This is a genomic window from Polaromonas sp. (genome assembly GCF_012927485.1).
Lineage (GTDB): Bacteria > Pseudomonadota > Gammaproteobacteria > Burkholderiales > Burkholderiaceae_C > Polaromonas.
The window spans coordinates 33,145-46,428 of sequence record NZ_JABBPC010000005.1 but is presented as its reverse complement, the minus strand read 5'-3'; the positions used below and the strand labels follow the sequence as shown (position 1 = coordinate 46,428).

The following is a 13,284-nucleotide window of genomic DNA, read 5'->3' as shown; positions in this document are numbered from 1 at the left end:
GCAGTGAGTTCGAAAATCGTTCCGCCCCATTACTGCTTCCAAAAAGAGGCGGTCGATGCCGGCGGGCTTGTCGAAGTTTGATGACGCGGTGTGGGAGGGTAGGGAGAAGGCATCACTGCCTTCCCCCCCCCTAAGAACCGTACTTGCGACTTTCACCGCATACGGCTCACGCACGACCACTGGTTCCGTAGGATCATCGGGTTGCATAACCCTAGTCTACTTCGCCAGATTAAAGTCCCCGTACTGGGACCGGCTTGGTAACCTCCAAACCTAGGACATGAACACGCGTATGACAGATCGGGTGTAGGAGTACCCGATTCGACAAAGCGTCTGAACCTCCATGCATCCTGTACACGATATGGTGGTCGTGACAATCTGCGAGAGACTCAATCGGCATACGGCACAACGCACAGCTGCCGTACTGGGAGGCCCACAACTTGAATCTGATGTTGTCCACGAGGTCCTGCGACATTCGTTTAAATCTCAAATCCTCGCCGTATTGTTCCCATTCAGGATCAAAGGGGTTGTAAGCCCCCTGAATCTTGACGTGACGCACTATCTTTGTATCCGCAAGCTTATACAAATAGAGTGGCCCCTTCTGCCGTGACGCATCCTTTTCTGATCCGTCAACCTTCAAGACATCTGTGGTGAATTCCCAGCGCGAGCCGGGTTTCCGCCAGTAGTGCTCACGCACCCAGAGCTTGCTCTTGCGGGGGTGGCGCCTGAGACCCCAGCGCATCAGCCTCCAGTTAATCTGGAAGTCCAACTTGCTAAATGTCTGTTTCGCCACTACCCCCTTGTGATAGTTGGCCCATCCCCGGAGAACCGGATTGAGCTTTGCTATCAGCACTTCAGTTTTCACCGAAATTGACTTGGCAATCATCTTCTTGACCTTGTCGTAGTGCGCTTGCACGCTCTTGCGACTTGGTTTGATGAGCAGCTTTCCAGAATATTTTCTGAAATTCCACCCAAGAAAATCGAATCCCTCATCAATGTGTACGATCCGCGTTTTTGCCTCGGACAATTCCAATCCCCGCTCGTGCAGAAACTGTTCCACCCAAGGTTTGACCAATATTTCCAACAGCTCTTTCGAGTTGGCAGTCACTACAAAGTCGTCCGCGTATCGCACCAGATTCACTTTGGCCTTCGGTGCTTTCACGGAACCTAGAGTCGCACGTACGTGCGCCTGTAGACCCCGTTCAAGTCCGTCAAGCGTCCAGTTCGCCAAAGTCGGCGAGATGATCCCCCCTTGCGGGGTACCCTCGTCCGTACTCACCAGTTGGCCCTTGTCTACGACTCCACACTTGAGCCACTGACCCAATACGCGCTTGTTCGTTGGAACGTGGCGTAACAGCCAGTCATGGTTAATGTGGTCAAAAAACCCGCTGATGTCCGCATCCAGTACCCAGCTAGCCGAGGCTTTCTGGGCGAGTGACACGAACAACTGCGCACAGGCATCCTGCGTACAGCGACCTTTCCGGAACCCATAGGAGTTCGGATCGGCTCTGCACTCCGACATTGGCTCAAGAGCTGACAGGTAGAGTGCCTGCATAGCTCTGTCCAGCATCGTAGGGATGCCTAGCGGCCTTTCTTTGCCGTTGGCTTTTGGAATGTAGACCCGCCGCAATGGACTGGCCTTGTATCCCCTCTGCCCTAACCTTTCTATGGCTTTCCATTTCTGAAGTGGCGTGTCCCAGAGTTCACGGTCGGTGCCTGCCGTCCGCTTTCCTTGGTTTGTCGTCACTTTCCTGACTGCCAATGCCTTGGCCTGCCAGGATCGGACTAAACCTCTTTGAAGCCTTGCGGCTCGTCGGAAGTTTTCATCTTTTGTTGCCTGCGCTATGCGCGATTGCGCCTTACTTACGAACAGAGTCACCGCACCCCAATCAATGGAATGCCACTCGCACTGCTGTTCGTCCGTAGGCGCAGCATCTGGGGCATTGCTGCCTTGGATGTTTTTCATACTTCCTCCGGTAATGTCGTTGACACCCCGGGGACGCACACACCCCAAGGGGTTTGTGCCCCCTAGGGTGTAAGTTCGCAATAGCTTTTACGCTGTCGCACCTGCTGCAAGTCTGCGTGCTTTCGCACTGCGGCAAATCTTGAACCGCTATGACGCACATTACATGCGCCCCTTCGCTTTTTGCAGCTTCCTCTGCCCGTTACACCATGGCCTTTGCTTACGCTTAGGTTGCTGGCCCGAAGGCCAGCGATGCATAGGGTTTACCTCGTTCCTCACGATGCCCCGTCGGTCGGCGAACCGACGAAAGGGGTTAGGGACGTTCTCTCCGCCGTGTGTTATCTGGGAACGAATCACAGTGCATGACAAATGATTCCAAACACAGTACCTTTTTGGTTACAGCTCCCACGGTTTCCCGTGGACACAAGTGTTAGCTGTTTGGTAATTACGACGGTTCATACGAACGTTCACATACGTTTCCCATACCCTTTACCTCGGCCACTCTTTCTGATCTTGCTTTCAGAAATGCCCCATGGTCGCCCATGGCTTGTATGCGTTGCCGCATGAGTGGTTTAACTGTGGCTCCGCACCCCCCGGTTACCCGAGACGCACGCACAGTCGAGGTCACGCTGTTCCAAGCGTGGTTTTGGTAGAAAACAAGACACCATGAGTTGGTGTCACCTTGCGGATCTTTTGGCCCATGTGGAACGGGCAAAACAATTTTGCTACTGTTTGTAACTTGTCGTTCAAAAGAGACAGAAAAACGAGTTTTTAACATCGTTTTTGCAATAACCATTCCCATTGCGGGAGGGTTATCGATGCGTTCGCGCAGGGGCGGATTACATCGTGTTCATTGCATTTCCTCGCGTAAAACCGAAGCTCTACAGAAGAAAGAAAGCAACTCCTGGCTTCTAAAGTGAAGCTGACTACAGGCGACTTCGAGTCGCACCATGCCGTTACCATAGCGGAAAAGCAGTATGAAGGCGAAGTAGCACAGGAGTTTTATATGGCCGTGGTTGTTATTGCCAATCCAAAGGGGGGCGTCGGAAAATCGACGCTAGCTACCAACGTGGCCGGATATTTTGCGAGCCAGGGCCATGCGGTCATGCTGGGGGACGCGGACCGGCAGCAATCATCCCGACTGTGGCTGGGTTTGCGTCCGGTGGCTGCGCGGGCAATTGCGACTTGGGAGGTGAACGCAGAGCAGATTGTGAAACCGCCGAAGGGAACGACCCACGTGGTGCTGGACACGCCCGGCGGTTTGCGTGGCCATCGCTTTAACGAGATTATGAAGCTGGCCGACAAGGTGATCGTGCCGCTCCAGCCGAGTGTTTTCGATATTTTTGCGACGCGCGCGTTTCTGGATGAGCTGGCCGATCACCGGCGGGCGGGAAGGATGCAAGTAGGCATTGTCGGCATGCGGGTGGATTCACGCACCATTGCTGCCGACAAGCTGCGCGAATTCGTTGAAGGCTTGGGTCTGCCGGTGCTGGGGTATGTGCGCGACACGCAAAACTACATCCATCTGGCGGCACGCGGACTGACGCTGTTTGACGTGGCACCCGGCCGGGTTGAAAAGGACCTGGCGCAATGGCAGGGCATCTGCAAATGGCTGGATTAGGCGGCTGAGGTGCTGCACTCGATGGCGCTGGGCGGGTTGTCGCTGACCCGACAAGCCGGGTTTTGAACTCTCGGGACATACCGCTAAAGTCAGAGGATGAAGACCTTTAAAACCTTGGCCGAATTGGCGGCCTGCATCGGCCAGGAAGTGGCCGTCAGCGACTGGATCACCATCACGCAGCATCAGGTCAACCTGTTTGCAGAGGCGACAGGCGACCATCAGTGGATTCATGTAGACCCTGAGAAAGCCAACGCAGGGCCGTTCGGCGGCCCCATCGCTCACGGCTTTTTGACCTTGTCACTTTTGCCGAGGTTTTTCGAATCGTCGTTTCAGGTCACCGGCTCACGCATGGGCGTTAATTACGGCCTGAACAAGGTGCGCTTCACGGCGCCCGTCCCCGTGGGTAGCCGCTTGCGCGCCCGCATGAAGTTGCTGACAGCCGAGGCAATTGACAACGATGGCATGCAGATGAGCTGGGAGGTGACGGTGGAGCGGGAGGGTTCTGCCAAGCCGGTCTGCATAGCTGAATCGTTGGTGCGGCGCTACCCCTGATTCAGCGTTGAGCGATCGGGCGGAGCATGGTCATGGGGCCGTTTCCAGGACCGGAAAAGAGGCCCCGTCAAAGTCGTTCTGCCGCCACGCCTCATAGACAGTTACAGCGACGGTATTGGACAGGTTGAGACTGCGCTGGCCGGGCAGCATGGGCACTTTGAGGCGCTGAGCGACCGGAAAGAACGCCCGCACTTCAGAGGCCAAACCCTTAGTCTCAGAGCCGAACACCAGCCAGTCGCCGGGCAAAAAGCGCATGCCATACACGCTGCTGGCACCCTGCGTCGTCATCGCAAAGAGTCGGTCCGGCGCCGGCTGCTGACTTTCTAGCAGTGCTTGCCAACTGGCGTGGCGCAGCACTTGGGCGTACTCGTGGTAGTCCAGTCCGGCGCGCCGCATGTGCTTGTCTTCCATTGAAAAGCCGAGCGGCTCTACCAGGTGCAGCCGACATCCGGTGTTGGCTGCAAGGCGAATCACATTGCCGGTGTTGGGCGGAATTTCGGGCTCGACGAGAACAATATTGAACATGCGGGCAGATGGTGAGGGTCGGCGGCTCGGCGGCAGGGGGTGACAGGGTCTGCGGTGGTGCAGCAAGCAATTTTAGGCGGACGCGGTACGCGCTAGAACGACGGCGGTGATGTGGGTCGCACCGGCCTCCCGCAAAGCCTCGGCCGCCGTAAATAATGAGGCGCCGCTGGTCATCACGTCATCCACCAACACCACGCGTCGGCCTTGTAGTTCGGCCGTGCGCAGCGGATCTACCAGGAAGGCGCCTTTGACATTGGCCAGCCGGGCGGCGCGCTTGAGCTGGCTTTGCGGTCGGGTATGTTTGACGCGCAGCAGCAGCCGGGTGTCCGCTTTGGCGTGGGTCCGGCTTTGTCGGGCTAACGCGCTGGCAAGTTCCCAGGCCTGATTGAAGCCGCGTGTCTGCAGTCGCTCTGCCGACAGGGGCAACGGAAGCACCCAGTCGGCGGCGTCTAAACCGTCGAAGGCCTGCCGCACGCCGGGCGTCTTCAGCAACAAGGCCGTAAAAAAAGCGGCCCAGCCGTGCTGCTCGCCAAATTTGTAGCGGGTAATCAGGGTGGACCACGGGTAAGCGTAAGGCACTGCGGCCAGCGTGCTGTCCAGCGGTGGACGCTGGCGCATGCAGGCAGCGCAAGTTCCGGGCCCCGATCGCAGGCCCAGGCACAGATCGATGGGCAAAGCCAGCGCGCAGCTGATGCATCGACGTTGCGCGGGCGCAAAGCGCTCCTCACAGGGTTTGCATACCTGGCGCGCAGGCCAGCTCCGGCACACGGCGCATTGACTGGCAAAGCCAGTCAGCTGGGGCAGGAATAAACTGGGGACAAGCAAGCGGGTAAACACCGTGCCAATATACTCGCGTCGTCGTTAATTGCGCGCTATTCCGCTAACTGTAAAGCCTCCTTCATGACTCCTGCCCAGCGCCCGCCCACGCTTGATCCGCTTGCCGTCAGTCGTTGGCATCACACGGCACCACTGACCTCACCGTGGCTCCATGAAGAAGTGGCGAGTCGCATGCAGGACCGGTTGCAGTGGATCAAACTGCAACCACAGGCGTGGGCACATTGGGGCGCCTTGCGCGGTGGCCTTCAGGCGCACGCGCAGCTGGTCCGTACCTATCAAAATTCAGTATGTTTTGTGGCCGAAGCCAATACACCGAGGGTGCAGGAAGCTATAAAAGGTATAGCAAAACCATGGTGGAATCCCAAGCACTGGTTGTCTGCTCCCACGCGCTTCGAGGCACCACCGCCAGCCAGTGTGGATATGTTGTGGGCCAACATGGCCCTGCACGAAACGGACGACCCGCAAGCTCTGTTGGCGCAGTGGCATCAGGCACTGAGGATCAACGGGTTTTTGATGTTTTCATGCCTGGGGCCGGATACCGCCCACGAGTTGCGCGAGGTTTACGCGCAACTCGGCTGGCCGCCTGCGGGACATGAACTGACCGACATGCACGACTGGGGCGACATGCTGGTGCAAACGGGTTTCGCCCAACCGGTGATGGACATGGAGCGCATCACGCTAACGTATCAGACGCCGGCGCGCTTGTTGCAGGAACTTGCAGAATTGGGACGCAATTTCCATCCTGCGCGCTTTCCTGCCTTGCGTGGCCGTGCCTGGAAGGCGCAGCTGGAGCAGTCGCTGGCGCAGCATCTGACGGGCGAAGACGGCCGTCTGTCTCTCACATTTGAAGTGATTTATGGTCATGCGCTGAAAGCGCCGCCCAAAATCAAGGTCAGCGCGCTCAGCGCGGTGTCGGTGGCGGACATGCGCAGCATGCTGCGGGGGCCGCGGCCGCCCGTCTGAACAGCGGTGAGGGGCATGACGATAGGTCGGCAGCCGGATCACCTTGGCTCCCAGTGAGGTTTTAGCGTTTTCCCGGGTGGCCATTGCCCGATTTAAAGATAAGATTTAAGAGCTAGTTGGGTATATTCCCATCCTTTTCGCTGCCTTTACTCTGTATCTGATACTTAATATTTGCGGCGGCTTTTTGAGGCTTCCTACGTGCTGCAGTCATCTCCGGCGCTTCGTTTTGCTACTTTGCCCGCCCAAGGCGAGGTGTCATGGCTGCTCAAGCGGCATTGTTCATTAACTCCGGCTCAATTGGGATGGTTTTTCTTGTCGCTGTGCGCGGTGTCGCTTGGCATCGGGGTATTTTTCTGGTCTCAGGGCGCCACCCTGGTAATGCCTTTTGCCTGGGCTGAATTGGTGGCCGTAGGAACCGCTTTTTTAGTTCACGCCCGCCATGCGGGAGACGCCGAAAGAATTTTTTTGCAAGGTGGGCAATTGGTGGTTGAGCTGGAAACGGCAGGGCGCATTCAGCGCGCAGAATTCAATCGTGAGTGGGTTCGGATTGAGCCCAAGGACGGCGACGGCTCATTGATAGAGGTGTCTGGACAGGGTCGTTCGGTGCGGGTGGGGCGGCATCTCCGGCCTGAATTGCGGCCTGCGCTGGCGCGCGAGATGCGTTTTGCACTGCGGACTTGTTGAGAAACCCTCAAAATTTCTCACCGCTTTCGCCTTCGTGGGTTTGATCTGTCGCAAACTTTGTAATAATAAGTGCATTCAGTCGGTAATTGAAGTAGATAAAGTGACCACGATGAACCTAACCAACCCCATAAGCAAAATGACACGGCTCGGCGTACAGCATGTAAGCTCAATTCTGGTATCGGCGGCCGCCTGGGTCAGTACGGCCGCTTACGCTGTCAACGACTTGCCGGGCGGTCCTGCTGTCAATCAACTCAATTTGCATCCTGCCGCAACCAAAATTGCCGAGGAGCAGGTGTGGTTGCATTGGTTCATGATGGCGATCTGCCTGGCGATCTTTGTGGTGGTGTTCGGTGTAATGTTCTACTCCATCCTCAAGCACCGCAAATCTGTCGGCCACAAGGCGGCCAATTTCCATGAGTCTACCGCCGTCGAAATTGCCTGGACTATCGTTCCTTTCGTCATCGTGATCGTGATGGCGTTGCCGGCCACGAAGCTCGTCGTCGCTCAAAAAGACACCACCAGCGCCGACCTCACCGTCAAGGCTACGGGCATGCAGTGGAAATGGGGTTACGACTACATTAAAGGCGAGGGCGAAGGCATTGGTTTCGTCTCCACGCTCGACAACGCCCAGCGGGAGATGTCAAACAATGGCGGCCCGAAAGCTGGCGAAGCGCCTGACAACTACCTGCTCAAGGTGGACAATCCGCTGGTCGTGCCCGTGAACAAGAAAATTCGGGTTATTACCACGGCCAATGATGTGATTCATTCATTCGCGGTGCCCGCCTTCGGCATTCATCAGGACGCGATTCCCGGCTTTGTGCGCGACACCTGGTTTCGCGCTGACAAGGTCGGCGACTACTACGGTCAGTGCGCCAAAATTTGCGGTAAGGAACACTCCTATATGCCGATCCATGTGAAGGTGGTTTCCGCAGAGGACTACGCTGCATGGGTTTCGGTCAAGTCCAAAGAAGCGATGGCTAAGGCGGATGATCCCGCCAAAGTCTGGACCTTGGTAGACCTGAAGGCGCGCGGGGAAAAGGTTTATGCGGCCAACTGTGCAGCTTGTCACCAGGTCAACGGAAAAGGGGCCGGCCCGGTTAAGCCGCTTGACGGCTCTGCCATCGTGCTGAGCGATGATCACAACAAACAGATTCAGATTTTGTTGAATGGTGTGGCCGGGCGCGCCATGCCCTCCTGGAAGGCGTTGAGTGATACTGATCTCGCCGCCGTGATCAGTTTCACCAAAAACAACTGGTCCAATCAGACCAGCCAGATAGTTCAGCCTGCTGAGTTACAGGCTTCGCGCAGCTAAGCCTGGTCAGGCTACCGATTGATTGACAGCCGGCAACAACGACGTTAGCCGCGAAGAAAAAAATTACAGGCACAAGCCACCAAAGGAAGCCAAGATGAGTGCAGTTTTAGATCGCCACCACGATCACGGGCATGATGACCACGACCACCATGCCCCCACAGGCTGGCGTCGCTGGGTTTTTGCCACCAACCATAAAGATATCGGTACGCTGTACCTGCTGTTCAGCTTTTCCATGCTGATGTTCGGTGGTGTGCTGGCACTGATGTTGCGCGCCGAGCTGTTCCAGCCGGGTCTGCAATTTATGAACCCGGAGATGTTCAATCAGCTCACCACCATGCACGGTTTGATCATGGTGTTTGGCGCCATCATGCCGGCTTTCGTGGGCTTCGCGAACTGGATGATTCCGCTGCAAATCGGCGCAGCCGACATGGCCTTTGCGCGCATGAACAACTTTAGTTTCTGGCTCATGATTCCGGCTGCGGTGATGCTCGCAAGTTCGTTCTTTCTTCCCGGTGGTGCGCCCGCTGGCGGCTGGACGATGTATGCGCCGCTGTCGTTACAAATGGGCCCGGGCATGGATGCCGGTATTTTTGCACTGCACATATTGGGCGCTTCGTCCATCATGGGCTCGATCAACATCATCGTGACCATTCTGAATATGCGTGCACCTGGGATGCCGTTGATGAAGATGCCAATGTTTTGCTGGACTTGGCTTATCACCGCCTACCTGCTGATTGCCGTTATGCCCGTGTTGGCCGGTGCCATCACCATGACGCTGACGGATCGCCATTTTGGTACTAGTTTCTTTAACCCCGGTGGCGGTGGCGACCCGGTGATGTTCCAACACATTTTTTGGTTCTTTGGTCACCCTGAGGTGTACATCATGATTTTGCCGGCCTTCGGCATCATCAGCCATATCATCCCTGCCTTCTCGCGCAAACGCCTCTTCGGTTATGCCTCCATGGTGTATGCCACCGGATCGATCGCGATTCTGAGCTTTGTGGTTTGGGCTCACCACATGTTTACGACCGGCATGCCGGTCACCGGCCAGCTGTTTTTCATGTATTCGACCATGCTCATTGCGGTCCCGACCGGGGTCAAGGTGTTCAACTGGATCGCCACGATGTGGAAGGGGTCCATGTCATTTGAAACCCCTATGCTGTTTGCAGTGGGTTTCATCTTCGTGTTCACCGTTGGTGGCCTGTCAGGCGTGATCCTTGCCATCGCGCCCCTGGATATTCAATTGCAGGACACTTACTACGTCGTGGCTCACTTTCACTATGTTCTGGTGGCAGGTTCGCTGTATGCCATGTTTGCTGGCTATTACTTCTGGTCGCCCAAATGGACTGGTGTGATGTACAACGAGACCCGCGGCAAAATTCACTTCTGGTGGTCGCTGATTTCTTTTAACGTGACCTTCTTTCCGATGCACTTTCTGGGTCTTGCCGGCATGCCGCGCCGCTACGCTGACTACCCAATGCAGTTTGCCGACTTCAATGCGATCGCCTCAGTCGGCTCGTTCTTTTTCGGTTTTGCGCAAGTGTATTTCTTCCTGTTCATCGTGTTGCCGATGATGCGCGGCAAGGGAGCGCCGGCCAAGCAGAATCCGTGGGTGGATGAAGGCGGCAAAGGCGCCGAAGGCTTGGAGTGGGAAGTGCCCTCGCCTGCACCTTTTCACACTTTTGAAACCCCGCCCAAGCTGGATGCCACGGCAACCCGCGTGATCGGCTGAACGAACCGGTCGCTACATCATGACACCTCCCCAAAAGAAAAATAACCTTCGCCTGGCATTAATACTGGCCTCCGTTGCCTTCGTGTTTTTTGCCGGCTTCATTGCCAAGATGATGTTTCTCGGCCACTAGGCTAATTAACAGACTGAACAGATCAACCCGGTTACGACTTTGATGCAGCTCAAGCGCGAAAACTTCAAGATGGTGGGCAAGCTGGGCGTGATCGTGCTCTGCATGTTCACCTTCGGCTATGCGCTTGTACCCATCTACAGGGCCATTTGCGAGATGACAGGCATCAACGTACTGGCTTTGGCCGATCGGCAAATTCCCGGAGCCAGTCCCGATCTGCCGGCCAATACGCAGGTCGATTACAGCCGGACCATTACTGTGGAGTTCGATGCCAACTCCAGGGGTCCGTGGCACTTCAAGCCGGCACTGAACACGCTCCAGGTACACCCGGGCGAAGTGGCCACGGTGATGTATGAATTTCAGAACGTGCAAAACCGTACCATGTCCGCGCAAGCGATTCCGAGCTACGCTCCGGCGCAAGCAGGGGCGCATTTCAACAAGCTGGAGTGCTTCTGCTTTAGTCAGTACACCCTGGCGCCCGGTGAGAAAAAAAAGTGGCCGGTCGTTTTTGTGATTGATCCGAAGTTGTCCAAAGACGTGAGCACCATTACGCTGTCCTACACTTTCTTTGAAGTGGGGGGCAAGACGCCTGCGGCACCGGATTCATTCAAGGCGACCTCGGCGGCGGCGTCTAGCGAAGAGGCGGGAGCATAAGCGTTGGCCAAAGCACCTGCCAAAAAATCCTTCTGGCGCACCGCCAAAGTCGTCGCGTGGTCTTTTGTGGGCCTGCGGGGGCGCGATGCCTATGATGAAGATGCTCAAAATTTGAGTCTGGTTCATATCATCGTGGTCGGGCTGGTCGGTGTTTTGCTATTTGTGGTCACCCTGGTATTGCTGGTTAATTGGGTGGTAGCGCCCTAAAAAGTCAAAGGCCGCGATGTCATGTGCGACAAACGCATCGCGATCTCAAGTCAAAGCGTATTAAAAATACTAGAGAAAACAGGAGTCGAGTGATGTCAACAGCGGTCTCGGGGACAACCCCTTATTATTTTGTGCCAGCTCCTTCGCGGCATCCGGTCATGGCCGCCATTGGCCTGTTTTTCGTGATTCTGGGTGCCAGCCAGTGGATCAACGGTGCGGGCTGGGGTGCTTGGTCGCTGGCCTTCGGCATGCTGCTGTGGCTCGGTACTTTGTTTCAGTGGTTCCGTCAATCCATCGCGGAAAGTGAAGGCGGTTTGTATGGTCGCAAGGTCGACCTGTCTTTTCGCTGGAGTATGAGTTGGTTTATCTTTTCTGAAGTGATGTTCTTCGGTGCGTTCTTCACCGCACTCTGGTGGGCCCGCGCGCATTCGGTGCCGGCATTGGGCAGTTTGGACAACGCGCTGCTTTGGCCTGATTTCAAGGCGGTCTGGCCCAGTCTTGCTGCGGGTGCGACGGGTTCCCCCGCCGATATCGTTGAGCCGTTCACGACCATGACACCGTTCTGGTTGCCGACCATCAACACTGCGTTGCTGCTGAGTTCTGGTGTGACCCTGACCATTGCCCACCATGCCTTGCGCGAAAACCATCGTGGTCGCACGATTGCATTTATGTGGATGACCGTGCTGCTCGGCATTGTCTTTCTGTGTGTGCAGGGCTACGAATACTTCCACGCCTACACTGAGCTCAACCTGAAGCTCACGTCCGGGATCTATGGCTCTACCTTTTTCATGCTCACCGGGTTCCACGGTTTTCACGTGTTTGTCGGCATGCTGATGCTGCTGTTCATTACCCTGCGTCTTCAAAAAGGACATTTCACGGCGGAGAAACATTTCGGCTTTGAAGGTGCAGCCTGGTACTGGCACTTTGTGGATGTGGTGTGGCTTGGTCTTTACACCCTCGTTTACTGGCTGTGAAATTGGTTTTAGGAGCAGTCGGGAAGGCCATTGCCGTCGCCGGACGATGCCCATAACTCGTACAGTCGCGGCGTCCAGTCGCAATAAACAAAGGCCGCATGAAGCGGCCTTTGTACTTATTTTTATAATTTATTTACCTGCCGGAATGCCGGTGGGTTGTATGTAACCCAGCTTCCACGCAATCAGAATGCAGACAAATAGCAAAATCGAAAACCCAACGCGGAACGCCAAAGCGCGTGCCATGTTGCTGGTTTTTCGTTTGTCGTCGGCACCATCCTTCAGCATGAAGAAGAGCGCTGAGCCTAAGCTGGCGAGGATAGCGATAAAGGCAAAAGCAACGAGATATATCATGTCCAGGATTATCTGCGCATGACACTCGTTTTGCGCTCGCGCAAATTTGGGCTGATCACACTCGCGGCTGTGTTGGTAGCTGTCACCACGTTTTCATTGGGCCAGTGGCAACTGCGCCGCGCCGCGCAGAAAGAAGCGCTTCAGTCGGCTGTCGACTCCCGAGGCAAGCTGCCCGCGCTTGATGCGCAGGCGCTGACAACGCCAACCAGCGTGACGGAGGTTCTCCACCGGCAAGCTGCTCTCAAAGGAGTTTGGCGCGCCGAAAACACGGTGTATCTGGACAATCGGCCGATGAACGGGAAACCCGGATTTGTAGTCGTTACCCCGTTGTTGTTGGAAGGCAGCAGCAAGCTTATCCTGGTGCAACGCGGCTGGGTGCCGCGCGACTTTACGGTCCGCACGCATTTGCCCGACATTTCAACGCCAGGGGGCCCTGTTGTAGTGACTGGCCGCATTGCCCCGGGGCCGTCCAAGCTCTTTGAGTTCAAGGGTGTCGAGAGCGGCCGTATCCGGCAAAATCTTGATATATCGGTTTTCAGGGCGGAAACCGGATTGCCGTTGCTCGAAGTCTCATTGCTGCAGACGGGCGCTGCGAGCGAAGGCTTGCTGCGCGAATGGGCGACGCCCAATCTGGGGCTGGAAAAACACTATGGCTACGCTTTCCAGTGGTTTGGCTTGTGCAGTCTTGTCGTCGTTTTATATTTCTGGTTTCAACTGATCATTCCGCTTCGCACCAAATTACGCATCAAACCTCGCGATCAACTTCTGTGACAAACGACCCTTCC

The 13,284-nt window shown here is 56.0% G+C and carries 15 protein-coding genes; 11 read left to right on the top strand and 4 right to left on the bottom strand.

Translation table 11 applies throughout. The features are described 5' to 3' along the window. Nucleotides 1-229 precede the first annotated feature (229 nt). A complete protein-coding gene (gene ltrA, locus HHJ16_RS01495; RefSeq protein WP_293640087.1) occupies nucleotides 230-1,963 on the bottom strand; it encodes a group II intron reverse transcriptase/maturase in 1,734 nt (577 codons plus the stop codon). 1,003 nt (nucleotides 1,964-2,966) lie between these two features. Here ltrA and HHJ16_RS01490 point away from each other — a divergent pair. Both HHJ16_RS01490 and HHJ16_RS01485 read left to right on the top strand, forming a co-directional pair. Further along, nucleotides 2,967-3,581 carry a ParA family protein gene (locus HHJ16_RS01490; protein ID WP_293640209.1) on the top strand — a complete coding sequence of 205 codons (615 nt, stop codon included), beginning with the start codon at nucleotides 2,967-2,969 and terminating at the stop codon, nucleotides 3,579-3,581. A 96-nt stretch (nucleotides 3,582-3,677) separates the two neighbouring features. After that, nucleotides 3,678-4,133, top strand: a complete 456-nt coding sequence (locus HHJ16_RS01485; RefSeq protein ID WP_293640085.1) for a MaoC family dehydratase — start codon at nucleotides 3,678-3,680, stop codon at nucleotides 4,131-4,133. A 30-nt stretch (nucleotides 4,134-4,163) separates the two neighbouring features. Here the strand turns inward: HHJ16_RS01485 and HHJ16_RS01480 are convergent, their stop codons facing one another. Further along, the gene (locus HHJ16_RS01480) at nucleotides 4,164-4,658 is read right to left on the bottom strand and encodes a tRNA (cytidine(34)-2'-O)-methyltransferase (RefSeq protein WP_293640083.1); all 495 of its coding nucleotides are present in this window, start codon (nucleotides 4,656-4,658) and stop codon (nucleotides 4,164-4,166) included. 72 nt (nucleotides 4,659-4,730) lie between these two features. Next, a complete protein-coding gene (locus HHJ16_RS01475) occupies nucleotides 4,731-5,276 on the bottom strand; it encodes a phosphoribosyltransferase family protein (protein ID WP_293640081.1) in 546 nt (181 codons plus the stop codon). A gap of 282 nt (nucleotides 5,277-5,558) precedes the next feature. On the opposite strand from HHJ16_RS01475, the gene HHJ16_RS01470 reads away from it, so the two are divergent. The 8 genes from HHJ16_RS01470 to HHJ16_RS01435 all read left to right on the top strand — a co-directional run bounded on the left by HHJ16_RS01470 (nucleotide 5,559) and on the right by HHJ16_RS01435 (nucleotide 12,148). Then, nucleotides 5,559-6,458, top strand: a complete 900-nt coding sequence (locus HHJ16_RS01470; RefSeq protein WP_293640080.1) for a biotin synthase — start codon at nucleotides 5,559-5,561, stop codon at nucleotides 6,456-6,458. A gap of 198 nt (nucleotides 6,459-6,656) precedes the next feature. Continuing rightward, nucleotides 6,657-7,142, top strand: coding sequence for a DUF2244 domain-containing protein (locus tag HHJ16_RS01465; RefSeq protein ID WP_293640079.1), 486 nt, complete (start codon nucleotides 6,657-6,659; stop codon nucleotides 7,140-7,142). A gap of 109 nt (nucleotides 7,143-7,251) precedes the next feature. Then, nucleotides 7,252-8,454, top strand: coding sequence for a cytochrome c oxidase subunit II (gene coxB, locus HHJ16_RS01460; protein WP_293640078.1), 1,203 nt, complete (start codon nucleotides 7,252-7,254; stop codon nucleotides 8,452-8,454). 94 nt (nucleotides 8,455-8,548) lie between these two features. Beyond that, nucleotides 8,549-10,186 carry a cytochrome c oxidase subunit I gene (gene ctaD, locus HHJ16_RS01455; protein WP_293640077.1) on the top strand — a complete coding sequence of 546 codons (1,638 nt, stop codon included), beginning with the start codon at nucleotides 8,549-8,551 and terminating at the stop codon, nucleotides 10,184-10,186. Between the two features lie 19 nt (nucleotides 10,187-10,205). Beyond that, nucleotides 10,206-10,316 (top strand): cytochrome oxidase small assembly protein, encoded by a 111-nt coding sequence (locus HHJ16_RS01450; RefSeq protein WP_293640076.1) that lies wholly within the window; start codon nucleotides 10,206-10,208, stop codon nucleotides 10,314-10,316. A 42-nt stretch (nucleotides 10,317-10,358) separates the two neighbouring features. Continuing rightward, the gene (locus tag HHJ16_RS01445; protein WP_293640208.1) at nucleotides 10,359-10,967 is read left to right on the top strand and encodes a cytochrome c oxidase assembly protein; all 609 of its coding nucleotides are present in this window, start codon (nucleotides 10,359-10,361) and stop codon (nucleotides 10,965-10,967) included. A 3-nt stretch (nucleotides 10,968-10,970) separates the two neighbouring features. Then, on the top strand, nucleotides 10,971-11,174 hold the full coding sequence (locus HHJ16_RS01440) for a DUF2970 domain-containing protein (RefSeq protein WP_293640075.1): 204 nt from the start codon (nucleotides 10,971-10,973) through the stop codon (nucleotides 11,172-11,174). Nucleotides 11,175-11,266: 92 nt separating this feature from the next. Then, nucleotides 11,267-12,148, top strand: a complete 882-nt coding sequence (locus tag HHJ16_RS01435) for a cytochrome c oxidase subunit 3 (RefSeq protein ID WP_293640073.1) — start codon at nucleotides 11,267-11,269, stop codon at nucleotides 12,146-12,148. Between the two features lie 129 nt (nucleotides 12,149-12,277). Here HHJ16_RS01435 and HHJ16_RS01430 read toward each other — a convergent pair whose 3' ends face one another. Then, nucleotides 12,278-12,499 carry a twin transmembrane helix small protein gene (locus tag HHJ16_RS01430; protein ID WP_293640071.1) on the bottom strand — a complete coding sequence of 74 codons (222 nt, stop codon included), beginning with the start codon at nucleotides 12,497-12,499 and terminating at the stop codon, nucleotides 12,278-12,280. A gap of 18 nt (nucleotides 12,500-12,517) precedes the next feature. On the opposite strand from HHJ16_RS01430, the gene HHJ16_RS01425 reads away from it, so the two are divergent. Next, the gene (locus HHJ16_RS01425) at nucleotides 12,518-13,270 is read left to right on the top strand and encodes an SURF1 family protein (RefSeq protein WP_293640069.1); all 753 of its coding nucleotides are present in this window, start codon (nucleotides 12,518-12,520) and stop codon (nucleotides 13,268-13,270) included. The last annotated feature ends 14 nt before the right edge of the window (nucleotides 13,271-13,284 follow it).